Source organism: Paenibacillus dendritiformis (assembly GCF_945605565.1).
GTDB classification, from domain to species: Bacteria; Bacillota; Bacilli; order Paenibacillales; family Paenibacillaceae; genus Paenibacillus_B; species Paenibacillus_B dendritiformis_A.
On record NZ_OX216966.1, the window covers coordinates 281,311 to 305,247 of the forward strand.

Consider the following 23,937-nt stretch of genomic DNA (forward strand, 5'->3'; position numbering starts at 1 on the left):
CTAGTCCCCCTCCCTGCTGTCTAATGGGCGTTCCGCCCTTCCGGCCGCCTTCATGCCCAACCGCTCCGCAATCCAATCGGCCCAGCCGGCCGGATCGGCGGGCAGAGTGTCGAGCGGCGCCCCCGTCTTCTCCGCCACCAGCGCCGCGAGGCGCAGCGTGGCGGGAATCTCGATGCCGGCCGCCTCCAGCTCCTCGGGCCGGCGCATCAGTTCCTGCCGGCCGCCCTGGAATACGATGCGGCCTTCCTTCATCAGGATGAAGCGGTCGGCATGAGCGAACACTTCATCCAGGCGGTGCGTCACCATGACGACCGCCTTGCCCTGCTGCGCGCACAATCCGTGCAGCAGCCGGATCAGCTCCGCCCGGCTGATCGGGTCCAGCGTCGCCGTCGGCTCGTCCAGCACAAGCAGCTCCGGATCGGAGGCGAGCACCGTCGCAATCGCGACCTTGCGAATCTGGCCTCCGCTCAGCTCGAACGGGCTGGCCTCCAGCACCGATGAGGGCAAGCCCACCATCGCGAGGGCCTCCCGCGCCGCTTCGGCAGCCGCCTCGGGCTTCGCTCCGAACTGTATCGGTCCGAACATGAGATCCCGCTCGACCGTCTCCTCGAACAGTTGATGCTCGGGGAATTGGAAGACGAGCCCGACCCGGCGGCGCAGCGGCTTGAGGCCGGACTGCTTCGCTCCGCCCACGAAGGTATATTCCAGCACCTGCAGCTTCCCGGAGGTCGGCTGCAGGATGCCGTTGAAATGCTGCAGCAGCGTCGATTTGCCGGAGCCGGTCGAGCCGAGCACGACCGTGAAGCCGGAATCGACGGCAAAATCCAAATCCTGCAGCGCATGGACCGGCGGCTGTCCCTGCGCCATATAATCGTATGTCAATCGTTCAGCGTGCACGATGGCCATAAGGCGTTCACCAACTCTCTCTCGTCATTCGTCGAGGCGACCGCTACGCCGCGCTCCCGCAGCGATTGGGCCACCGACCAGACGAACGGGGCCTGCAGCCGGCAGTCCCGCATCAGCGCCTCATCCGCGAACAAAGCCTCGGGGGTGACATCCGCCGCAATCTTCCCGTCCTTCAGCACGATCGCGCGATCGGATGCCATAATTTCTTCCGCATCATGCGTAATCGAGATAATCGTATAGTTGCCGGTCGCATGGAGCTCCTTCCAATAGGCCGTCATCTCCCGCTTGGAGCGCTCGTCGAGCATCGAGGTCGCCTCGTCGAAGATGAGCACCTCCGGCTCCAGCACCATCATGCCGGCGATGGCTGCCCGCTGCTTCTGTCCGCCGGACAGCTGCGCGGGATGGCGGTCCAGAAGCGGCTCGACGCCGAACCGTTGTGCCGCCTCCGCCAACCTGCGCTCCATCTCCGCATGCGGAAGACAGCGGTTCTCCATGCCGAAGGCAATATCGTCCCGGACCGTCGTCGCGAAAAATTGATTGTCCGGATTCTGGAACAAGAACCCGACCCGGCGGCGAATCTCCTCGAGGCTGGCTTCGGACAGCGTCAGGCCGGCCACCTCGATGCGGCCAGCCTGGGGCAGATGCAGTCCGTTGAGCAGCTTCACCAGCGTCGACTTGCCGGAGCCGTTCGGGCCGACAATGGACACCCACTGCCCTTGCGGAATGCGGAGGGACAGATCATCGAAGAGCAGGCGGTCCGTCCGGTACTGGTACCGAACGCCAGACAAGACGACCGCGTCATGCGCCCCGTACCCGTCCAGGCCGCTGCCCAGTGCAGCGCCCGCCGAAGGCGGCCCCTGTTCCGGCGCTCCGTCCGCCGGGATATCCGAAGCGAGCGCCTGGTTCCGATTGAGCGCCGCCTGCCGGTTCACATCCGCCGCCGAGCTGTCGATCTGCGGCGTCAGCTTGTCGAAGAGCGGCAGCTTCGCCAGCGCCGCCACAATGTACTTCACGGCAATGCCGATGAAGACGCCGGTGACAACGCCGGTAATAAGCAGCACCGGCAAGTAATAAAAAATATTGGCGGTGCGGAATACAATGTACGCGGCCGTCAACTGGCCCGCATTATGCGCCGCGCCGCCCACCACGGAGATGCCGATGAGGCTGACGTGATCTTTTCCAATTTTCAAGATGGCATACATAACGATGAAGCTGAATAGCGATCCGAGGAAGCTGAACAGAAATGCGGAGAACGTCCCCAGCATCAATGTCATGAGCAGCGTCTTCAGAACGACCAGCATCAACGCATCGCGTCCGCGCAGGAAGTAGAGGCAGGCGAGAATCATCACGTTCGCGAGCCCCAGCTTCGCCCCCGGAATCGGCAAAATCGTCTGCACGGGCAGCATCGCTTCCACGAACCCGAGCACGACGGCGACGGCGCTGAAAATCGCGATAATAACCGCCCTCTTCAAGGCGTCCGAAGACGATTCCCCCTTCCGCAAGGCGGGGCTATTGTACGACCGCATCGATCTCATCCTCCTCTGCGCCGTCCTCGCTTACCAGCTCGACGAGCACACGATGAGGGATGCAGACGATCGTGCTGTTCGGACGGGTAACAAAGCCGAAGGACAGGCATACTTTATCCGGGCAATCAGCCTCGAACATTTCAATGCCATAGTCATGAACCTTCAATATATTTAGTCCTTTGCTTGTTTCGACTTTTATAATCTGCTCTTCCTTCGTCAGTTCTACTTTTTGATACAAATCTCCGTCCACCGTAATATTGGCAAACACCTTTGAATTGTGCAAATTTTCACTTTCTTGTTGAAACAGCCATTTCGGCACAAGAAACGCCAGCGCCGCGATGACAATGACTCCGATGAGAATCAGGTCTCCACGTTTCATTGTAATGACTCCTTGGATTAAATTTGAATAGTTTATCTTTTGCCATTATACATCTCCCATCCCTCATCATCAATGAACTTCCATGTCCATCCGATGACAATGCTCATCCCATCGAAGACATCCGCGGCCGAATCCCCATGACCTGAGCGGGATCGTAACGGGCTTCCTTGCAACTCCATCCGTAACTGTTATAATAAGCGTGTTCCGCAAGCGAGCTTCACCGCCACGGGAAGCCCGGCGCGAACCGTTATCCAGTCAGTCTAACCGAACGGGGGAATTGAGAATCATGACACAACATCGACGGCTGCCACTCCGAAGCTGCCTCCTTCTGATCGCGGTCTTCGTCCTCGCGCTTGGCGGATGCGCCAAGGGGGATTCCACGAACGCCGGATCCGCCTCCGGGGCGTCTTCGATCAAGCAGCAAACGTATTTCATTTTCGATACGATCGTGACCGTCAAAATATATGATGAACGGGCGGGAGACGCCCAATTCAAGGATATCGAAGCGATCCTCAAGGAGATCGACCATAAAATGAACCGCCAGGACAAGGAGAGCGAAATCTCTAAAGTCCAAGCCGCTTCCGGCAAGCAAGCCGTGGCTGTCTCCCAGGATACGTTCGATATTATCGCCACCTCGCTTGACTACGCGAAGCGCACCGGCGGGATGTTCGATCCGACAGTCGGCCCGATCGTCGATCTGTGGGGCATCGGCTCGGAGCATGCCAAGGTTCCCGATCCGGCTGAATTGAAGCAGAACCTGGAGCTGGTCGACTACCGGGATGTCACCCTTAATCCGGACAAGCGGGAAGTGAAGCTCGAGAAGGAAGGCATGGAGCTTGACCTCGGCAGCATCGGCAAAGGCTATGCCGCTGACCGTATTGCGGAATATTTGCGCGAGTCGGGATTCGAGAGCGCGATCGTCGATCTCGGCGGAAATATTTTCGCCGTCGGGCCAAAGCCGGGCGGCAAGGATTGGATCATCGGGGTGCAGGATCCGGATGAGACGCGCGGTAATCAGATCGGCAAAATGACGGTGCAAAACAAAACGATTGTCACCTCGGGCGTGTATGAACGGTATTTCGTCGAGAACGGCAAGCATTATCACCATATTCTGAACCCGATGACGGGTTATCCGATCGAGAATAATCTGAGCAGCGTCACGATCGTCACGAGCAGCTCGACCCATGCCGATGCACTGTCCACCTCGACATTCGCTCTCGGGCTGGATGAAGGGATGAAGTTCATCGAATCCAATCCGGAAGCCGAGGCCATTTTCATCACGACCGATCACAAAGTATACTGCACGCCGGGCATTAAGGATATCTTCGAGCTGACGAATAGCAATTACACCATCGTCAAGCAGTAGTCGTCTCCTGCCTGCGGCGATATGGAGGGGTGCCCCTGGCTTTATACGGCCGGACGGCACCCCTTGTCGCATGTGCCGGGCTCATAATGTACACAATGCCCGACCTTGGGCGTTCGAAGCCCTGCGCTGCAATCCCTTTGCCTAAATCGCGGACAGCACGGCTCCTGTCGCAATGCGGTGGAAGAACGGAGAATGCGAGACGCGATGCTCTCCGACCGGATCGTTCGCATTGAACGGCAGCCGCTCCGCCTCCAGCTCCTCGAGTCTGTCCACCCGGCCCTCCACATAATCCAGCAGCCGATCCTCGGCCGATTGCAGCCGGGCCAGCACCCCGCCGTACCGGATGTCGAGCACTTCCCAGCCGAACGGCTTGCTCGTCGCCATCCACAGCGCGCGATGCGCCTTGCGCGTCCGATCCACCTGTGCGCGGACGCGCGGAATGACGGTCTCCGCCAACTGACGGAGCATCTCATTCTCCTGCGCCCGGTAGGCGGCGGTTACCTGCAGGCCGAGCGTTCCCTTCATGGCCAGCGTCTCCGCCAGCTTCGCATAGAACCCGAACACCAGCTTATGCGTGCCCGCAGCTTGCGATTCGGCGGCCGCAAGCCGCTCGGCCAGCTTTGCGTAATGCGCCGGCAGTTCCGTCTCCAGCCCGCCCTCCAAATCTTTGTCGAACAGACCGATCAACGTATCCTGCCAGAGCAGGAACTTGGACGCGTTCGAGCTGTGCATATTGTTCTTCGTCACGCCCGGCGTCTCGTCCAGGTAGGTCAGCTGCCAGTAATCGTCCAGACACTGGCCGGTGCAGAGGCGGAAGCGCTCCGTCAGCGCGGCCTCGTCCACTTCTCCGTCCGTATACCCGTGCTCGGCGAACAGCTGCAGGCCCGGCAGAATCGTCAAATGGTTCGTCTCCTGTCCATTGTCGCCCCAGGCCGTCGCGAATACTTCGCGTATGCCCTTCGCCTTGCAGGCCAGGAGCGCCGGATTCGTATTCTGCCATGTCTTCCCGTAGTTCGGGCTCATGCTGCCCCACAGCCAGACGCCGCCGGCGAACACCGGATCCGAACCGAGCGCGCGGTGCTTGTCGAGGAAGTTCTCATAGAACTTCTGATCGTCATGGTAATAGTCCCAATAGACGAACTGGACGCCCTTCGGAATCCGGGCCACCGCATCGCTGGAAAACTCTAGATCCAGGTCGTAATAATGGCCCCCGTTATTCATCAGCAGATGGAAATACATATCGCTCCACATCATCGGCTTCAAGCCATGTTTCTCGGTAATCTCCAGCACTCGCCGCAAATGATCGTTCATAATGTCGAACCGTTCCCGGAAGCCGTGCTTGAACAAGTATCGCCCAAGCCCGAGTCCGAACGCCTCGTCCATGCCGATATGGATCCGGTTCGATCGAAGCGGCTTAGAGGCAGCCGCGATCATGTCCTCAATGAAGCGGTAGGTGGCCTCGGAGCCGGCCAGCAGCACATCCTCGGTATCGCGCAGCTCTTCGGCCTCATCCCATTTCAGCGCCTGGGCCAGATGCCCCAGCGTCTGAATGCACGGCACCACCTCGATGCCGAACTGGGCTGCGTAATCGTCAATGGCCCGCAGCTCGTCTGCGGTATACCGTCCCCGCATATACCCGAAATAAGGCCGTTCGGGCACCTCATACGTATCTTCCGTATAGAGCATGATGCCGTTCAAGCCCATCAGCGCCATCGATCGCAGCAATTCCTCCAGCATGACCAGATGGGGAACGGCGTTCCGCGAAGCGTCGATCATCGCCCCGTTATACGTGAATTGCGGGCGCTCGGCCATATGGAACGTCCCGCCCTTGCGGTAAGCTTCCACGAACCGCCCCAGCGCCCGGAAAAAATGGATCGGCTCCGCATAACGGATCAATCCGGCGCTTCCGTCCCAGGACACCGTCAACTCCCCGGCGGCCTGCTCAACCTGTATAGTTACCGCATCGGGAGTGGGGCTCCCTCCATCGCTTATTTCCACATCAAGCAGCTGCCGCAGCTCCCGGATGCCGGGCAAGAAGCGGTCAACATCGCCGCTGAAAAAAATCTGCATCGTAAGTTCCTCCTCTAGTTGTATAAATCTGCTCCGTACTGGCCAATGTAAGCGGTAGGATGTGATTAGGATAGCGCTATCGATCCCGTTATGCAACCGCAGGGGCCACCGACTGTTCATATGCACGCTAGAAAATTGTGAGGGCCCTTACGCTCCTTTGCTTCATTATCCCAATCACTCAGCTTACCCGCTGAGCTCACGGGATAATGACAATAAGGAATGCGAGTGCTCTCCCGCCCCTTTGTTCCATTATCCCCAGCACTCAGCTTAACGCCTGAGCCGTTGGGATAATAACAATAAGGAGTGCTATTGGCTCTTCCGCCCCTTTGTTCCATTATCCCCAGCGCTCAGCATAACGCCTGAGTCGTTGGGATAATGACAATAAGGAATGCGATTGCTCTCCCGCCCCTTTGTTCCATTATCCCCAGCACTCAGCATAACGTTTGAGTCGTTGGGATAATGACAATAAGGAATGCGATTGCTCTCCCGCCCCTTTGTTCCATTATCCCCAGCACTCAGCTTAACGCCTGAGCCGTTGGGATAATGGCAATAAGGACTGTGATTGCTCCTCCGCCCCTTTGTTCCATTATCCCCAGCACTCAGCTTAACGCCTGAGCCGTTGGGATAATGGCAATAAGGACTTGCGAGGCCTCTCTCGCTCCTTTATTCCGTTATCCCCAGTACTCAGCTTAACACCTGAGCCGTTGGGATGATGACAATAAGGACTGTGATTGCTCCTCCGCCCCATTGTTCCACTATCCCCAGCACCTAGCTTAACGCCTGAGCCGTTGGGATAATGGCAATAAGGAATGCAATTGGGCCCCTCCGCCCCTGAGCCATTGGGATAGTGGTGCAAAGGCAGAAAAAACAGGGTTTCCCCCGGACAATGCCTAGTTGTAAAGGCGGCCCAATGAGGATTCCGGCCTCGCAAGGGCCTTCCACCAACGTCACCTCGCTGCCCTTTCGTGGAGATGCCAAAAAAGACATGGCTTGCCGATCCATGTCTTGGCGCAGACTTTGCAGCAGCCAGGCGTATAGAACCGCCCGCATCCCGTCAATGCTATTGCAAAGGGGGTGACACGCAATGGCTAAAGACGTGCTGTGCGAGGTAAACAGCTGCAAATATTGGGCTGCCGGCAACAAATGCAACGCTTCTTCTATTTATGTCGTAAATCGTCGAGGAAGACAAGCAAGCAACTCCGAAGAAACTGACTGTAAAACGTTCGAGCCCAAAATTTAACGTATATCCAAGCAGCCTTGCCGGGCTGCTTTTTTCTCTCTGACACTGATAATTATTATCATTTCCTTCCGAATATATGCAAGCCCTGATCACCCTAATGAAAAAAACGGATGCGTTTACGCAACTGCATGCCCCTAATGGCCCCAAGGATCAAGAACCCAGGCCCGACCCGGACCTGGTTCAATATATGCCGCTTAGCGGAAGCTTACCCCGTGACAGAGTGGTCAAGGCTGCCTGAGGAGGAAGCCGGCGTAGCTGGAGCCGCCGATGCGGCAGATGTGGAAGCACGCGTCCCGGAAGTCTGAGCCGGCAGGGCCGCATCCGAACTCGGCCGCAAATAGGCCAGGCAGTATGCGCCGGCCACGAAGACGGCACCGCCGGTGAGGTTGCCGAGCCAAACGGGGATGAAGTTCATCATATATTCTCCCCAGCTGTAATAGCCTTCGAAGATGGCTGCCGGAATGACGAACATGTTGGCCACCACGTGCTGGAAGCCGATGGCCACGAACGTCATCGTCGGGAACCAGATGCCCAATACTTTGCCGCTGAAGCTTTTGGAGCCGTAAGACAGCCACACCGCCAGCGCGACAAGCCAGTTGCAGCCGATGCCCGAGACGAACGCTTGCAGGAAGCCTTCTTCCAGCTTGTGTCCGGCGACGGACACGGTCTTCTCCAGATAGACGCCATCGGCAGTCAGACCGACGATATGCCCGAAGAAGTAAGCGACGAAGATCGCGCCCAAGAAGTTGCTCAACGTAATCACGATCAGATTGCGAGCGACCTCGCCAGTCGTAATTCGACCCTTCATCCGGGCCAATGGAACGGCCATCATATTGCCGGTCAGCAGCTCACCGCCCCCCAGCAGGACGAGGATGAGGCCGATCGGGAAAAGCGAGGCACCGATAAGCCCGGTGATCGTTCCCCACTCCGGCGGCGCGCCCGCCGTCACCCGTATATACAGTAAGTATCCCAGCGCGATGAACGCGCCTGCCAGAAATCCCAATATCACCATGACCGACAGCGGATTGCGGGCCTTGGCCGTCCCTGTCTCCACCGTCGCTGCCGCAATCTCCTGCGGCTTCAAGTATCCTGCCATCCTGCATTACCTCCTTGCACCGCAAGTACCTTGCTGGCATTGTCGCATCCTCCGAATGAACGGAGCCGTCACGCCGTTATGACATGAGGCACCGGATCCCAGGCCGATGTAAAGATGCAAGTTCATTGTATCGAAGCTTCCTTACTGAGGTTGTGCATTTTATCACAAGATAATGTTCAAAATTAACAATCTGACAACATCTCATGGAACAGGTCAAGTTGCCTCCGAAAATGGAAAAAGCCCGCGCACCTTGCGGCCGCGGACTTCCCTGTATGAATTATCCTCTCGCAATAATGCTGCGGGCAATATGAACTCCGGCCGCCCCGGCTTGCGCCAGCCCGCGGGTGACGCCGGCTCCGTCCCCGCCGCAGTACAGTCCGGCAATCTCCGATTCGAGCGTCGCATCCAGCTTCGGGCGAGCCGAGTAGAACTTCGCCTCGACGCCATAGAACAGCGTATGATCGGAAGCGATTCCCGGCGTCACCTTGTCCAGCGCCTCCACCATTTCGATGAGGCTCTTCATTGTATTGTATGGGAGCACGAGACCCAGATCGCCAGGAACCCCTTCGCGCAGCGTCGGCTCCAGGAAGCCTTCCCGGATGCGCTTCTCGGTGGAGCGGCGCCCGCGGAGAATATCGCCGTATTTCTGCACAATGACGCCTCCGCCGGACAGATCGTTGGCTCGCTTGCAGATTTCGCGGGCATATTCGTTCGGCTTGTCGAACGGCTCCGTGAACGTATGCGATACGAGCAGAGCGAAGTTCGTATTTTTGGATCCGAGCTTCGGATCCTTGTAAGAATGGCCGTTCGCGCACATAATGCCGCTGTGGTTCTCCACCACGACGTGTCCGGACGGATTGCTGCAGAATGTGCGCACCCGCGTGCCTACGGACGTGTTGAAGATGAACTTTCCTTCATAGAGATGCTCGTTGATCTCGCGCATGACGACATCCGATGTCTCGACGCGTACGCCGACATCGACCTGGTTGTTGTACATTTTCAGGCGGCGCTTCTTCAAAATCTCCGTCAGCCAAGCGGACCCGTCCCGTCCCGGCACGATAACGACGCGATCGGCTTCGATCGTCTCGCCGCCCTTCAGCTCAATGCCCTTCACGACATGGCGTCCGTCCTGCTTCACGGTGACGAGATCCGCCACTTCGGTCTTATGCATCATATCGATGCGCGTCTTCAAGTATTCAAAAATCGATTGTAGAATCTCCAGGTTCTGCTCCGTCCCCAAGTGGCGGACTTCCGCACGCAGCAGCTTCAGCCCTGCCGCATATCCCTGCTGTTCGATCCGGCGCACGGTCTCCGTCGTCGGGTCCGTTATATTCGTCGTGGCGCCGTGCTCCAAATTGATCCGGTCCACGTATTGAATGAGATCAAGGACCTGCGACGGCGGTAAATAATCGGTCAGCCAGCCGCCGAACTCGGTCGTAATGTTGAATTTGCCGTCACTGTAGGCGCCGGCTCCGCCGAAGCCGTTCGTGATGGAACAGGCGGGCAAGCATCCGGCGAATTCTTTGCGGCCGATAGCCGGAGGGCATAATTGAATTTTCTCCTCCAGAATCGGACAGCTCCGCCGGTATATATCATGGCCTTTGTCCACTAACAATACGTTAAGGTGGGGGGCTTTCAACGTCAGCTCATAGCATGTAAAAATTCCCGCAGGCCCTGCACCAACGACAATGACATCATACTTGCTCATAAGATCAAGATCCTCCTCGTTCATAACACGTTGTATGAATCTGAATGGGGCGAATGACGAATTTCCGTTCCTTTTCTGGACGACAAAAAATCCTGACTTCACCCGGGTATGCGAAAGCACACCGCTCGTAGTCAGGAATTTACGGCTCCTGGTAGAGACCCCCGGACCTTATCTCCGGGAATATACGAACAGGAATAATAGGCAGCATTGTGATCAACTTCATTGCCGTTCCCCCAAGGGAGCGACATGGATATTGTAACGAATTTCCCCGAACGTGTCAACGAACTTCGGTTCTATTGTTCGTTGTTTTTTCGTAAATAGAGCAGATATCCGCATTGATCAGAAAGAAAAACAAGCACAAATCCGAATATTAACGAAAATTGCACACTTTTTCCCATCGGTTTCATCCCTAAGTCCCCCTACTCCCGTACACGAAAAATACGCTATGATGGAGAATGTGTGTCCTGGCCCGAAGCTGATAAGCTTGCCTTTGGATATGACGATCGAAGAAGATTCAATGAAAAGGCGTGAAAATAATGAACTCTGACTCCCCCGCCCGATCGGGCGGACTTGTTCTCGACCATCTCTATGTCGCTCAAGGCAATTCGACCCTCCTGGATGCGCTCCATGTCACGGTGCAGCCGGGCCAATGCCTGGCCGTACAATGCAACCATGTCACAGGCCAGCTCATCATGAATGTGTTGGCCGGCACGGCTGCCATGTCTACCGGAACGGTGAGCTGGAACGGCCTTCCCCTCCACTCTCCCGAAGCGAAATCCCGCATCAGCTGGATCCGTCAGGAGGATGCCGTGCATGAACGGTTGACCGTGCGCGAGGCTGTCGGATTGTATATGAAATTATATAATGCATTCGATAAATCAAGACTGGAATCCGTATTGAAGCTGACCGGACTATGGAACAAGCAGAACGTCCGGCTGGGCAAGTGCACGGAAGCGGAGCAGCGGCGCTTCCAGCTTGCCCGGGCCGCCGCGGTGAAGCCGGAGCTGATTATCATGGAGGACCCCGAATTCCATCTCGACCTGGAGAGCTGCTTCCTGCTGCGCCAATGGACTCGCGAGCTCTGTCAGGAAGGGATCGCCTTCTTCATGACCGTGCCTTCGCTGGAGAGCGCGCTGACGCTGACGGACACCGTCCTGCGCTGGACGCCGGCCGGCTTCAAGGAGGTCATCCTCGACGAAGACGGCTCCAGCCAAGCGGCGGAAGGAACGGCCGTCCTGCCTCAGGAAGCGGCGGACGACCGCTCCTCCGCCGAAGCAGCACCGAGCGCGGCCAAGAAGCAAGCGGACGGCTCCCTGGCTTCCGAATCGGATACCGCTGCCGGCGGTTCGCCTTCAACGGCAGATGCTGCGGACGGAGCCGGCACGCCGCCCGGCAGCCAGCGACACTATCCGCAAATTGTCTTCGACAAAGTGCCGGCACGCGTAGAGGATAAAATTGTGCTCATCGATCCGTTGGAGATGATCTATATCGAGAGCCAGGACGGAGTGGCTCATCTCCATGTCCAATCCGGCGAATATCCGTGCTCCATGACGCTGCAGGATCTGGAGCAGAAATTAAAGCCGTTCGGCTTTTTCCGCTGCCATCGTTCGTATCTGGTCAATCTGCAGCGCGTGCGCGAAGTCATCATCTGGTCACGCAACAGCTACAGCCTTGTGCTGGACGATGAGAAGAAGAGCACGGTGCCGCTCTCGAAGACCAAATATGAGGATATGAAGGCGATTATGGGCATTTCGTAACGAGCAAACGGCGCGTGTCAGCCGGGTACATCGGTTCATTCAGCGCTCGTTCCGTTGCGTTCATCCCCTGAGGTGCGCTTCTCGCCGAACATTTGCAGCAGCCCCCTCCCTCCCGAGATATGATGAGGTCAACCAATTGAACTCGTTCATCTCTGATTGACCCATCAACTACCTAATGGGAGGAAAGCACTATGGAACCTATTATCGAAGCCCGCGCGCTGACCAAAATGTTCGCCAACCAATCCGCGCTGCGGTCGCTCGACTTCGCCGTGTACAGAGGAGAGACATTCGGCTTTCTCGGTCCCAGCGGCTCCGGCAAGACGACCACGATTAAAATATTGACCGCTCAACTGTTGCCTACATCCGGGACAGCGCGCGTATTCGGGCAGGATGTCGCCCGTATGACGGAAGCGGAGCGCTACCAACATTTGTCCCGCATCGGCATCCTGACCGACAACAGCACGCTGTACGACCGGCTGTCGGTGCAGGACAATCTGGAAATGTTCTGCAAGCTGTACCAGGTGCCCGCCAACAGAGTGCCGGAAGCACTGGAACAGGTCAATCTGGCGAACGAACGGCACACCATCGTCAAAAACCTGTCCAAAGGAATGAAACAGCGCGTCACGCTGGCCCGGGCCCTGCTTCATCGGCCGGAGATTCTGTTCCTGGATGAGCCGACGTCGGCGCTCGATCCGGGGAGCACCCGCCGCATTCATGAATCGTTGAAGGAATTGAATCGCGCTGGGACGACCATCTTTCTCTCCACGCACGATATGGAAGAAGCAGAGACGCTCTGCGATCGGATCGCTTTCCTGCACCAGGGGCGCATCAGCGCCATGGATACGCCGCAGCTGCTTCGCCGCCGCTATGCGGACGCCACGATTACGGTCACGACCACGGACGGGTCATACCAGGTGGCCTGCGATGAGGAAGGCGCGCGCCGCGTCTCTGAGTCGATGACATCCGGGAAGCTGGTGTCCATTCACTCCAATGAACCGTCGTTAAGCGATATTTTTATAAAAGTTACTGGGGGAGCCGTATTATGACTTACGCATGGAAACGAATCTCGGCGATTGTCGAGAAAGAATGGAAGGATTGCTTCCGCAATCCCGTTCTGTTAAGCACGGCCGTTTTGCCGATTATATTCGCCTTTCTGTTCCGCGGCCGGGAGGAAGTGGGGACCAGCCTGCCGTCGATGCCAATCAATATGGCGCTGACGATGACAGGGGCCTTCGTGCTCGCGATGATGGTTGCCGAGGAGAAAGAAAAACATACGTTGCGGGTGCTGATGCTCTCGCCGGCCAGACCGTTCGAGGTGCTGATTGGCAAGAGCGTCATCGCTGCTTTAATGACGGTGGCAGCCATTATTTTGACCCTATTGATCGCGGATACGCCCGCCCTGTCTCCGCTTGCCCTTATCATTCTGCTTGTTCCAAGCATCGTGATGTATTTGGCGATCGGCACGCTGATCGGCTTGCTGTCCCGCACGTCGACGGAGACTTCCTTCCTCGGCATGCCGCTGCTCCTTCTCTTCCTGATGGGGCCCATGTTCGGCTCGCTGCTGAACCATCCGGCGGTCGACTTGATGATCAGCTATCTGCCGACGGAGCAGCTCTCCCTGGCTTGCTTCAAGCTGTGGAACGGCGGGACGCTGGCCGACGCGCTGCCGCATGCCGGCATCATCGTCGTCTGGATGGCCGCCTGCCTGCTCCTGTGCTACACGACGTACCGCGCAAAGCGGTATGACGCGTAGGCGAGCGAGAGCACGCGCCACATCTCTCGGCAAGAGGAGCTATTTCCCGAGAAATAAAGACAGCATTCGGCGGCGGCTCGACAGCCGTTCCCAAGAGGCAACAAAAAAGGATATATGCCGCCCTGTTCCGGCCTGCCGGCTTGCTTCCGCAGGCTGGCTTCGCGTTGTCCTGCCAAGCGGATGCTCCCTTGCGATATCCAGCGCAAGACCGCTTCCGGCGGCGGGAAAGCCCGGATTGCGCTCCGATATGCGGAATAATTTTGGATTGCGCCCCGTGTCAAAAACTTGTATCGTAGCATCATCCCGATGAACGTTGCGGGACATGGCTTTATCTTCAGAACGGTCATTGAACGGCCCATTCCCGTCCTTTCCATCCGTTGTCCCGGTTGGGAGGGACGCAAGGCCGTTATTACGATAAAAAACGCCTAGAAAGGAGCTGCACATGAACAGCAAACCGATAGCCGCCTCGCGCCCTGCGCCCGATCTGCTCAAGCAGGCAAGCCCGCAGCAGGATACGGTCTTCCGCATTCTGCTGGCCATCAGCTTCGTCCATCTGTTCAATGATTCGATTCAAGCCGTTATTCCCGCGATTTTTCCGATATTGAAGGATACGATGCGGCTCTCGTACGGACAGATCGGCTGGATCGCCTTCGCGATCAACTTCACCGCTTCGATTATGCAGCCGGTTGTCGGCTATGCGGCCGATCGGCGGCCGACGCCGGCGCTGCTGCCCATCGGCATGACGTTCACGTTCTTCGGTGTGCTGCTCTTGGCGCTGGCGCCGAATTACGGGCTGGTTCTGCTGGCCGTCATCCTCGTCGGACTCGGCTCGGCCGCCTTCCATCCCGAAGGAATGCGCGTTGCCCATATGGCCGCCGGACATCGCAAAGGCCTTGCCCAATCTATTTTTCAGGTGGGCGGCAACACCGGGCAATCCCTTGCCCCGATGCTGACCAAGTGGGTATTTATCCCCTTCGGTCAGATAGGAGCGCTCGGCTTCACCTTCATCGCGGGGGCCGGCATCGCCGTGCAGATGTACATCGCACGCTGGTACCGCGGCATGCTCGACGCCGGATACACCTTCGCGAAGCGCCATCAGCAGCGCAAGATGGACCCGGCAAGGCGCAAAAGCATTACCTGGGCGACCCTGATTCTCGTCGTGATCGTCTTCGTCCGTTCCTGGTACGGGGCAGCCATCGGCAGCTATTACGCATTCTATTTAATGGAAGACTATAAGCTTACGTTGGATCAGGCCCAATTGTATATCTTTCTGTTCCTGGGAGCAGGTGCGGTAGGCACCTTCTTCGGCGGGCCGCTGGCGGATCGGTTCGGCCGCCGCAATCTCATATTGGCCTCGATGCTCGGCACCGCGCCCCTGGCGCTGCTGCTGCCGTTCGTCAATCTGTTCTGGGCCGGGGTGCTGCTGGCCCTTACGGGCTTCATCCTGCTCTCCAGCTTCTCGGTGACCGTCATCTACGCGCAGCTCCTCCATCCGGGCAATATCGGCACGGTCTCCGGTCTTATCACCGGGTTCGCCTTCGGCATGGGCGGAGTCGGGGCCTTGGCGCTCGGCTACTTCATCGACGGCTTCGGCATTAGCCAGATTATGATCATCTGCGGCTTCCTGCCGCTCCTGGGCGTTCTCGCTCTGCTGCTGCCCAAGGATCGCACGCTGAATGAATGGGCGCAAGATGCCGAAGCATAATGTACCGACAGCACCGCAATTTCGCCGTGGCCACCGCCGCTGCTCCGGATTGCGGTGCTTCACCGTTTGGACACATTTGTCCGAGCTTCCCCTCTTTACACTTGCTCCTCGCGCTCACTAGATCTACAATATGATGAGCTTGCAAATCGTTGCTTGCATACGCCGAGCGGCAGCATCTCGTATCAGACCCGTGAACGAACCCGCTATCCCGGCATGTCCCGCAGTTGGATGAGGAGCTTGTGGAATCCGCCCCGATTCGCCAGCCATCAAGACAATCACATGTAACCGTGGAGATACGGATCACATATCCATCGTTCTAGACAACATAAGAAAATACTTGGAGGTGATGGAGGATGACGCGGAATGCGCATCAAGAGCCGGTTCAGGACACGCCAGACACCGAACCATGTCCTCCGGCAGCGCAGGAGCAGACCCCGGCGGCAGACGAATCGAATTCGGCCTGCGGCAGGGAAGAGTACGATCAACATACGATTCGATATTTGCAGCAGGCCATCCAGCGCATCAACCAGCTTTACCAGAAGCAGAAGTATCAGGAAGCGCTGCGGGAAGCCATGCAGCTGCAGTTGGAATACCCGGAGCATCCAACCATTATGTCGCTGGCTGCCGTCGTTCATAAGCCCGTCGATCCGGACAAAGCTCTCGATTGGGCGGGAGAAGCGCTGCGGCGGGATATTCATCAGCCGGACGCCTGGCGGGTGCGGATGGGCATCTATTATGACCGGGGAGAATGGGTTGCCTTCGAAACGGCAGCGAGGCAGCTGATCGCGATGGCGCCGGACGATCCGACGCCGCATCTGCTGCTCGCGCAGCACCAGATGCGCAAAGGCGCGCTGGAGCAGGCCGTCCTCTCGCTGGAGCGGTGCATCGATATCGAGCCGGCCGGACTCGCTTACGCCACATACAGCTATGTACTGGCGCAGCTGGAACGGACGGCGGAGTCGAAGGAAGCCGAACGCCAGGCATTGGCGATGGAAGAGGAGCATGCGTACACGCTGATGCAGCTCGCCTGGGCAGCCGACCAGCGCGGGGAGAAGAACCATTCGCTTCGCCTGATGGAGAAGGCGGTCCGCCTGGATCCGGACGATTCCCAAGTCCGTGAGGAGTATATGGATACGCTGCAGAAGGCCAACCTGGCCTTTCGCCTCGTCTGGCTGCCGGCCCAGTGGTTCCAGAAGCTGAACCCGTGGATATTGTTTGTGATTTGGGTCTTATTTGCTTATCTTAAACCGGTACTGCTCGTTGCCTTTGTCCTGCTTCATGTGTCGACACATTGGATTAGCCGGTGGTATGTCAATTGGAAAGTATACGGGCGGCCTTGGGCATAATACCTTGGGCCGCTTCGCGTATGTACGGCTGCCAATTCCTTCTCCTTGTTCCGCTCAGCCGAGCGCCGTCATAATCACTCCGACGGTAATCAGCAGCACGCCCAGGCTGGCGACAAGCGACAAGCGCTCCCCCAGGAACAGAAAAGCAAGCCCCACGGCCAACACGACGCTGAGCTTGTCGACCGGCGCCACCTTCGACACTTCCCCTTTCTGAATCGCAATGAAGTAGAACAGCCATGACAGCGCACCCGCTACCCCGCTCAGCACGATATAGAGCAGCGCCTTCCGGTTGGCTAGAACCTCCCCCACCTGTGTCAGCTTGCCCTGAATGGCCAGCACGCCCAACAGGAACACGGCCATAATGACCGCCCGTACGGCGGTGGCGGTATCCGGATCGACATTCTTCATGCCAAGCTTGCCGAAGAGCGAGACGAGCGCCGCCATCGCGGCGGACAGCAGGGCGAACCATAACCAGCTTCCCATTATTCCCCCCCCTTTTTCTAAAACATATCAGCACATCGTCCATTATACGGCAAAATGCGTCAGCCTTCCGCCGGCAAAAGCTTGCATTCCATTCCACAGAAGAGGAAAATGTTCAGTAAATCAGGGAACGCTTGTTTACAACGGGAGCGGAGAACGATATACTAGTCTTCGTTTTAATTTCCAATCCGATTCGGCGCCGTACTGGCGTCATTACGCTCATTATTTTTTCGTTATGGACCAAAAGGAGACCTTCTGTATGACCCTGTTGAAAAAAAGAACGCTGCACTGGACGCCCGCCCGCGTGCTGGTGACGGGTTTTCTCTTTATTATTTCAATCGGAACCCTGCTGCTGAAGCTGCCTGTCTCGCTGGCGCCGGGTCATTCCATTTCCTTCGTGGACGCCTTATTTACAGCGACTTCCGCCGTCTGCGTAACCGGGCTGGTCGTCGTCGATGTCGGCACGACCTTTTCTCCCTTTGGGCAGGGAGTCATTATTTCCCTCGTCCAGATCGGGGGCATCGGCTTCATGTCGGTGGCCCTTCTGTTCTATCTCATGCTGGGCAAAAAAATATCGCTCCGCGAACGCCTGATCCTGCAGGAGTCGATCAACGCCAACAGCATGGAAGGGATTGTGCGCACGATTCGGCGGGTCATCATCTTCGTCGTCATCATCCAATCGTCGGCCACCGTCGTACTGACGCTGCATTGGGGACAGACGATGCCGCTCGGCCAATCGTTCACGTATAGTCTTTTCCATTCGATATCCCTGTTCAACAATGCGGGCTTCGACCTGTTCGGCGACAGCTTCCAGCAGTTCGCAGAGGATGGCGTGACCAATCTCGTCGCCTTCTTCCTGGTCATCGCGGGCGGTCTCGGCTTCATCGTGCTGGCGGAGCTGTATGACTACCCGAAGAAGCGGCGGCTCTCTCTGCACTCCAAGGTCGTCCTGTCGATGACGGCGCTTCTCGTCGTGGGCGGCGCGGTGCTGCTCTTCATCTTCGAATTCTCGAACAGCTATACGCTCGGATCGATGAGCTGGGAAGGCAAGATCTACGCTTCCTTCTTCCAGTCGGTCTCGACCCGTTCCTCGGGCACCGTAACGCTGGATGTGGCGGATATGCGCCAGGTGACGCAGTTTTTCCTGATTATGCTCATGTTCGTCGGCGCTTCGCCCGGCTCTGCGGGCGGCGGTATTAAGACGACGACGTTCGCGATTCTGATGGCGGCCGTCTATGCGATGCTGAAGGGACGCGAGGATGCCGTGCTGTTCCGCCACCGCCTGCCGAAGGATCTGATCATCAAGGCGCTGACCGTGATTTTCCTGGCGCTGTTCATGGTGCTGTCGGTCTCGATGCTGCTGGCGGTCACTGAGGATGTGCCGTTCATCAGCATTCTGTTCGATACCGTATCGGCCGTAGCGACGGTAGGCATGTCGATGGGACTGACCCCCGAGCTGTCTCCCTTCGGGAAGCTCGTCATCGCCATGACGATGTTCATCGGCAGAATCGGGCCGATGACGCTCGCCTACGCGCTCGGCAACCGCCGGGAGCAATCGCTCTATCGCTACCCGGAAGGGAAAATCATGATTGGATAACAACAACCCCCGCTGCCATAAGGGCGCAGCGGGGGTTAGTTTTTTTCTGAATCCTGTCAATGGCTATGCCGCCGTATCCGTTGGCGCTTCCTTCGCGGAAGCGGCGCGCCCGCCCGGAATGATCAGGTTCAGCACGAGCGCAGCAATAGCGCCTACGGTAATGCCGGAGGATAAAATATAGACGGCGAAGTCAGGCAGACCGACCAGCGCGTCCTTCGGCAGCACCGTCACGGCCATCGTCAGCAGGACCGGTACCCCGATAATCATCATCGCGCGTTCATCGAGGTCAATCAGTTGGATGACCTTGAGGCCGTTCACGACAATGGCTACGCAGACGACGCCGAAAATGCCGTTGATGACCGGCTCCGGAATGCAGGTGATCGCCGTAGACAGCTTCGGCACGAGGCCGAGCAGGAGCAGGATGAAGCCACCCGCCATAATCGCCATGCGGCTGCCTACTCCCGTCACCGCGATCAGGCCGGCGTTCGAGGAGTAACCGGTCATCGGCGTGCCTCCGAACAGGGCGCCGGCGAAGCAGCCGAGTCCCTCGCCGGCGGCAGCGCGGTTCAAGCGCTCGTCCGTCAGCTCTTTGCCGGTAACTTGGGAGATGACGAACCAGGTTCCGGTCGTCTCGATCAGAATAATGAAATAGACGAAGACCATCGTCAAGATAGCGCTTATGTCGAAGACCGGAGCTCCGAACGGGAAGAAGCTCGGAATCGCCAGCAATTCCGCCTCAGCGACCGGGGTGAAGTCGACCGTACCGAAGAACGAAGCGGTAATCGTGCCGACCACGATCGCGACGATAACGGAAATCAGGCGCGACACCGTGCCCAGCCCCTTCGAACGGCGGCCGAGCAGCATGCAGATAATAAGCGCGCCCGCGGAGACGGCGGCAATCAGCACATTCGTCCACAGATCGCCTTCCGCCCTATAAATATTGCTCATGCCGACCGGCATAAGCGAAATACCGACAATGAGAATAACCGTACCGCCGACCAGCGGAGGAATGACGCGGCGAACCGCCTTGGCGAACCATTTCAACGGCATGCCCAGCAGGGCAATAAGCAGTGCCCCGGGAATCAGGCTTCCGGTCATCGCGCCGAGCCCCAGCTTGCTGCCTATCGCGCCCATAGCCCCGATAGGCACATAAGACGGTCCCTGAACGACAGGCAGACGGAGCCCGAAGCCGGTCTGGATCAAGGTCGCGATGCCTGTTCCCAGAAAGCACATTTGAATAAAAAAGGAAGTGTCCGACGCACTGAGACTGAGCAGACCGGCGATAACGATTGGTGCAATGTACAAATCCATAGCCAATACATGCTGCAAGCCCAAAATAAAAGCCTTCCCGACGCCGATCTTATCATCCACTCCAACGATAAGGTTGTTCGACTTGGTTGACGGTTCCATAAGTGTACTGTTCCTCCCATTGCGGTTCGAATGTAGTCCTTGATGTGATCTAGCTCACAACTCCAGATTATAAATTCAATTCCCCGATTTGTATAGGTTATTTACGAATATTTTTACTATTTACCAATGTATTGTTCGTGTTTTTAGTTGACTGACTCAAATGTATCTCCTAAAATAAGAGATGGATAGATTGATTATCGAACTTTCGGACCAAAACTCTCATAGATTCATAACACTTCCATAAAAAGGGGATATACCAAGATCATGATCATCCAGGATGAAGTATTGCGCAAGGAATGGATTGTCGCCTGCCGGGCGGATGAGGTGAAGGAGAAGCCGATTCAAGTCCATATCATGGGAGAGCGCGTTGTCGTGTTCCGCACGGGGGACGGCGTGCATGCGTTCAAGGATCTGTGCATCCATCGCGGGGCGGCGTTATCGTTGGGCTGCGTCAAGAACGGGCATCTCGTCTGCCCGTATCATGCGTGGGAATTCGACGCTTCCGGCGCCTGCGTGCATATTCCGCAGCTGCCGGCGGAGCAGGCCATTCCGAAGAAAGCGCAAGTGACTGCATACGGATGTGAAGAGCGTTACGGCTTCATCTGGGTTAACCTCGGGGGCAAGGACGCGCCGTGGTTCCCGTTCCCGGAATATGAAGCGGAAGGCTGGCGCCATGTCGTCTGGGGGCCGCAGACCGTCGAAGCGAAGCCGCCGCGGATCGTGGAGAACTTCCTCGATGTCGGCCATCTGGCCGTCGTGCATGAAGGTTATCTCGGGGTGGAGACGCATACCGAGATCGGAGATTACCGGGTTCATCGCGTGCCGGAGGGAATCCGTTCGGAGGAGATCGAGATTTTCCAGCCGGATCCGGATGGAAGCGGACAAGCGAAGCATGTCTACTACACGTATGAGATTGCGCGCCCGCTCACGGTCAAGTTCGTCAAGCGGGACAAGGAGACCGGGCAACGGATGTCGATTCTGCTGACGGTTCGTCCGCAGGACACGGCGACGTCCGTAGCTTACGGCGTCATCTCGTTCAGCTACGATCCAGGGTTGAGCGACAGCGAGATTACCAGCTTCCAGGATATGATTTTCGCGCAGGACAAGCCGGTCGTCGAGAATCAGAAGCCGGAGGATCTGCCGCTTGACCTACAGGTGGAGCTGTCGCTCAAATGCGATCGGGTCAGCATCGCTTACCGTCAATATTTGAAGGAGCTCGGTGTCGAGTGGGGAACCGCTTGAGCCATGGAAGAAAAAAAGTCTGGGACCTGTACAGGTTGCCAGACTTTTTGGTGTTTGGGTCCGTCTGCCGCCATGATCTACGTGGAGCGGTTCTCTTCCGCCCCTGTATCCGCAGAACCTGTCAGCTTCCGGTATTCCATCAGCATGGCCACACGCCAGGGAAGCAGCATCCCGAACGCCAGGATGAAGAAGATGGACGCGCTCTGCATCATCGAGACATACTGCTCCACGACGTCATGCAGAATGAGCCGCAAAATCAACAGCGCGACGATGACCACGATGAACATATTCGAACGCTTCAGATACACTTGCCCGTCGTTCACCTCGAACCGCGATGTGCGGATAAGCGGGTACGAGAAGCATAGCGCGCCGGCTACAAAAGCGGCAATCCCCCATGTCCACGGGATCCGCATCGCCGGAACGACAAACATCAGAAATCCGGAGGCCATCCCGACAGGCGGCATAATAATCTTTTTGGCGGATGTCGGCTTATGGGACGCGCGCAGGCGCAGCACAATGACCGCCGTCCCGGCCGCGAGCGATACAAGCAGTGACATCAATTGCGGCGACACCAGGGCATGTGACATGGTCATTCACCTCGATAGACTAAAATAGAACCGAGGGCAACCACATCGCCCTCGGTCGTCTATGACTTATTTTACATGAGTATGCCCTCGCTTACAAAAGATACTCTCCTGCTTCTCCCGCAGTTGGCGCATCCGGGTTCCGCCAATATGTTAGTGCGCACGAACATACGGTTCTGCCCGCTACGTCCGGTCGGCATCCACTTTGGTTGGTTCTTTTGCTCGCTATCCCATCGAGTCAGGTTCGATTCGAGAGCTTAGCCGCGTCAAACAGTAGGTTGAGCAGTTAGCGATTCCGCTACCTAGCCTCTCCAATGCGAAGCATCCGGATCTAGCCTAAACATTGTAAGAGTCAAGAAGGATCAGGGCTGGCGTGATGCTGCATTTTATACTTTTGAAAATAAGGACATGATCCGATTTGCGGCTTCTGTGTACCCGCCAGCGTTGCGCAAGGAATCCCCTACCTGCTTGGCATGCTCTTTATAAGATGAATCATTCAACACTTGCAGCAAAGCCGACTTCAAAGCTTCAGGCGTAAGCCGGCTCCTATCTAACGCAATGCCGGCTCCTAACTCCTCCACCCGCTTCGCAACAATAGGTTGATCCGAGCTTAATGGAATCATGACAAGGGGCACGTCATAATATAGAGCCTCACTTGTACTGTTCATGCCGGCATGTGTAATAAAAGCATCAGCTTGCTGGAGCACTTCCAACTGGGGAACATATGGCTCGATAATGAAATGATGCGGAATAAGGTCACCCAGCGAATCGAGATCCGTGTCTTTGCCGCAGGATAACACAAATTGAGCCGGGATATCTTGACACGCTTCAAAGCAAAGCTTGTAAAGCTCCACATCCTTGGTCAAAATGCTCCCCATTGATATATAGACCACTTTATCATATCGGGATCGAAGCTGTTCGAACGGAAATGAAGGCGCGTCAGGACGTGACGTAATGGAAGGTCCGATAAAGATATAGCTATCGTCAAGCTTGTCCGCATCCGGTTGGAATTCACGGCTAGTAAATACAATCTTGGACTGCCCATACTGGCGGGTAATATCTTCAAGGGCAGGGACAGCTACGTTACATGCCTGAGCGACGCTCTCCGCCGTCTTCGTCAGTCTGGCATACAGAGCGTCCACATCTACATCATCGGCATCGAACACCTCTATAATATTGCTTAGAGGCTCAGCGAAAGCCAGGTTGGTAATGGAGCAGAACGTCGGGATGCCTAACCTTTCCCCTAGAATAGCCCCTCCCCAACCGAACAAGGAGTCAAATATCAGGTAATCAAATGACTCGTTCTCGGTCTGCCTTAAAATTTCGGGAATGTGAGGTTCAATAATGCCTCGCAGTATAAAATTGGTGAAGTGAAGCGGGTGTGTATATTCCGTTGGATTAAAACCAAGCTCTCGAAAGACGGTTTCATCCATTTGATAGGCTCGGAACTGCGCTCCGGTCTGGGCAAGCCTCGACCGATATTCTTCCGAGCACATATAGACGACTTCTTCTCCGTTGTCGACCAGTTGCTTCACTAATCCTATCGTAGGATTAACGTGACCTTCTGCTGGAATTGTTACGTACAATACGCGTGCCACTTACTCCACCTCCAAAATTATACTTAAATAGAATATGACCCCATTTCCATTATAAATGAGGTCACTCACAGGGTCAAACAACACTTGAAACCAGCCTTCCCTTGCACAAGGGAACAACGGGGCTACAGGAATCCATATAATCTCTCTACTTGTTCAAAAGCTGAGACAAAGACT

The 23,937-nt window shown here is 56.7% G+C and carries 21 protein-coding genes and 1 riboswitch; of the genes, 10 read left to right on the plus strand and 11 right to left on the minus strand.

Going from position 1 to position 23,937, the window contains the following annotated elements; genetic code table 11:
- From NNL35_RS01140 to NNL35_RS01150, 3 genes are read right to left on the minus strand one after another with little or no spacing between them, the layout of a single operon-like run.
- Entirely contained in the window at positions 1-906 is a 906-nt protein-coding gene (locus tag NNL35_RS01140) for an ATP-binding cassette domain-containing protein (RefSeq protein ID WP_254552851.1), read from the minus strand.
- Positions 879-2,432, minus strand: a complete 1,554-nt coding sequence (locus NNL35_RS01145; protein WP_006677062.1) for a Gx transporter family protein — start codon at positions 2,430-2,432, stop codon at positions 879-881. The genes NNL35_RS01140 and NNL35_RS01145 overlap by 28 nt, the downstream gene beginning before the upstream one ends.
- The gene (locus NNL35_RS01150) at positions 2,416-2,811 is read right to left on the minus strand and encodes a NusG domain II-containing protein (RefSeq protein ID WP_006677061.1); all 396 of its coding nucleotides are present in this window, start codon (positions 2,809-2,811) and stop codon (positions 2,416-2,418) included. Before NNL35_RS01150 ends, NNL35_RS01145 begins: the two co-directional genes overlap by 17 nt.
- A 286-nt stretch (positions 2,812-3,097) precedes the next feature.
- On the opposite strand from NNL35_RS01150, the gene NNL35_RS01155 reads away from it, so the two are divergent.
- On the plus strand, positions 3,098-4,177 hold the full coding sequence (locus tag NNL35_RS01155) for an FAD:protein FMN transferase (protein ID WP_006677060.1): 1,080 nt from the start codon (positions 3,098-3,100) through the stop codon (positions 4,175-4,177).
- 141 nt (positions 4,178-4,318) lie between these two features.
- Here NNL35_RS01155 and NNL35_RS01160 read toward each other — a convergent pair whose 3' ends face one another.
- Complete coding sequence (locus NNL35_RS01160) at positions 4,319-6,247, minus strand: beta-N-acetylhexosaminidase (RefSeq protein ID WP_006677059.1); 1,929 nt, start codon at positions 6,245-6,247, stop codon at positions 4,319-4,321.
- Positions 6,248-7,331: 1,084 nt separating this feature from the next.
- Here NNL35_RS01160 and NNL35_RS01165 point away from each other — a divergent pair.
- Positions 7,332-7,487 carry a DUF1540 domain-containing protein gene (locus NNL35_RS01165; protein ID WP_006677057.1) on the plus strand — a complete coding sequence of 52 codons (156 nt, stop codon included), beginning with the start codon at positions 7,332-7,334 and terminating at the stop codon, positions 7,485-7,487.
- A gap of 205 nt (positions 7,488-7,692) precedes the next feature.
- On the opposite strand, the gene NNL35_RS01170 is transcribed toward NNL35_RS01165, so the two are convergent.
- Positions 7,693-8,583: a formate/nitrite transporter family protein gene (locus tag NNL35_RS01170; protein WP_006677056.1), complete on the minus strand. Its 891-nt coding sequence runs from the start codon at positions 8,581-8,583 to the stop codon at positions 7,693-7,695.
- 277 nt (positions 8,584-8,860) lie between these two features.
- Positions 8,861-10,291: an NAD(P)/FAD-dependent oxidoreductase gene (locus NNL35_RS01175; protein WP_006677055.1), complete on the minus strand. Its 1,431-nt coding sequence runs from the start codon at positions 10,289-10,291 to the stop codon at positions 8,861-8,863.
- A 108-nt stretch (positions 10,292-10,399) separates the two neighbouring features.
- Positions 10,400-10,499, minus strand: a riboswitch (purine riboswitch).
- A 66-nt stretch (positions 10,500-10,565) separates the two neighbouring features.
- On the opposite strand from NNL35_RS01175, the gene NNL35_RS01180 reads away from it, so the two are divergent.
- From NNL35_RS01180 to NNL35_RS01195, 4 genes are all read left to right on the plus strand, one after another.
- Positions 10,566-10,838: a hypothetical protein gene (locus tag NNL35_RS01180; RefSeq protein WP_254552853.1), complete on the plus strand. Its 273-nt coding sequence runs from the start codon at positions 10,566-10,568 to the stop codon at positions 10,836-10,838.
- Positions 10,828-12,048, plus strand: coding sequence for a LytTR family transcriptional regulator DNA-binding domain-containing protein (locus tag NNL35_RS01185; RefSeq protein ID WP_006677054.1), 1,221 nt, complete (start codon positions 10,828-10,830; stop codon positions 12,046-12,048). The genes NNL35_RS01180 and NNL35_RS01185 overlap by 11 nt, the downstream gene beginning before the upstream one ends.
- A gap of 191 nt (positions 12,049-12,239) precedes the next feature.
- Complete coding sequence (locus NNL35_RS01190) at positions 12,240-13,094, plus strand: ABC transporter ATP-binding protein (protein WP_006677053.1); 855 nt, start codon at positions 12,240-12,242, stop codon at positions 13,092-13,094.
- On the plus strand, positions 13,091-13,801 hold the full coding sequence (locus NNL35_RS01195) for an ABC transporter permease (RefSeq protein ID WP_006677052.1): 711 nt from the start codon (positions 13,091-13,093) through the stop codon (positions 13,799-13,801). The genes NNL35_RS01190 and NNL35_RS01195 overlap by 4 nt, the downstream gene beginning before the upstream one ends.
- 39 nt (positions 13,802-13,840) lie before the next feature.
- Here NNL35_RS01195 and NNL35_RS01200 read toward each other — a convergent pair whose 3' ends face one another.
- Positions 13,841-14,125: a hypothetical protein gene (locus NNL35_RS01200; RefSeq protein WP_006677051.1), complete on the minus strand. Its 285-nt coding sequence runs from the start codon at positions 14,123-14,125 to the stop codon at positions 13,841-13,843.
- 118 nt (positions 14,126-14,243) lie between these two features.
- On the opposite strand from NNL35_RS01200, the gene NNL35_RS01205 reads away from it, so the two are divergent.
- Together NNL35_RS01205 and NNL35_RS01210 are read left to right on the plus strand one after the other, a co-directional pair.
- Positions 14,244-15,506, plus strand: a complete 1,263-nt coding sequence (locus NNL35_RS01205; protein ID WP_006677050.1) for an MFS transporter — start codon at positions 14,244-14,246, stop codon at positions 15,504-15,506.
- A gap of 353 nt (positions 15,507-15,859) precedes the next feature.
- Positions 15,860-16,852 (plus strand): tetratricopeptide repeat protein, encoded by a 993-nt coding sequence (locus NNL35_RS01210; protein ID WP_006677049.1) that lies wholly within the window; start codon positions 15,860-15,862, stop codon positions 16,850-16,852.
- A 54-nt stretch (positions 16,853-16,906) separates the two neighbouring features.
- Here NNL35_RS01210 and NNL35_RS01215 read toward each other — a convergent pair whose 3' ends face one another.
- Positions 16,907-17,335: an EamA family transporter gene (locus tag NNL35_RS01215; RefSeq protein ID WP_006677048.1), complete on the minus strand. Its 429-nt coding sequence runs from the start codon at positions 17,333-17,335 to the stop codon at positions 16,907-16,909.
- A 256-nt stretch (positions 17,336-17,591) separates the two neighbouring features.
- Between NNL35_RS01215 and NNL35_RS01220 the strand changes: the two genes are divergently transcribed.
- The gene (locus tag NNL35_RS01220) at positions 17,592-18,929 is read left to right on the plus strand and encodes a TrkH family potassium uptake protein (RefSeq protein WP_006677047.1); all 1,338 of its coding nucleotides are present in this window, start codon (positions 17,592-17,594) and stop codon (positions 18,927-18,929) included.
- Positions 18,930-18,992: 63 nt separating this feature from the next.
- Here the strand turns inward: NNL35_RS01220 and NNL35_RS01225 are convergent, their stop codons facing one another.
- Entirely contained in the window at positions 18,993-20,339 is a 1,347-nt protein-coding gene (locus NNL35_RS01225) for a solute carrier family 23 protein (protein WP_006677046.1), read from the minus strand.
- A 264-nt stretch (positions 20,340-20,603) separates the two neighbouring features.
- Between NNL35_RS01225 and NNL35_RS01230 the strand changes: the two genes are divergently transcribed.
- Positions 20,604-21,581 (plus strand): aromatic ring-hydroxylating oxygenase subunit alpha, encoded by a 978-nt coding sequence (locus tag NNL35_RS01230; protein ID WP_006677045.1) that lies wholly within the window; start codon positions 20,604-20,606, stop codon positions 21,579-21,581.
- 77 nt (positions 21,582-21,658) lie between these two features.
- Here NNL35_RS01230 and NNL35_RS01235 read toward each other — a convergent pair whose 3' ends face one another.
- Positions 21,659-22,168 carry a CcdC family protein gene (locus NNL35_RS01235; protein WP_006677044.1) on the minus strand — a complete coding sequence of 170 codons (510 nt, stop codon included), beginning with the start codon at positions 22,166-22,168 and terminating at the stop codon, positions 21,659-21,661.
- Positions 22,169-22,551: 383 nt separating this feature from the next.
- Positions 22,552-23,763 carry a macrolide family glycosyltransferase gene (locus NNL35_RS01240; protein WP_006677043.1) on the minus strand — a complete coding sequence of 404 codons (1,212 nt, stop codon included), beginning with the start codon at positions 23,761-23,763 and terminating at the stop codon, positions 22,552-22,554.
- Between the last annotated feature and the right edge of the window lie 174 nt (positions 23,764-23,937).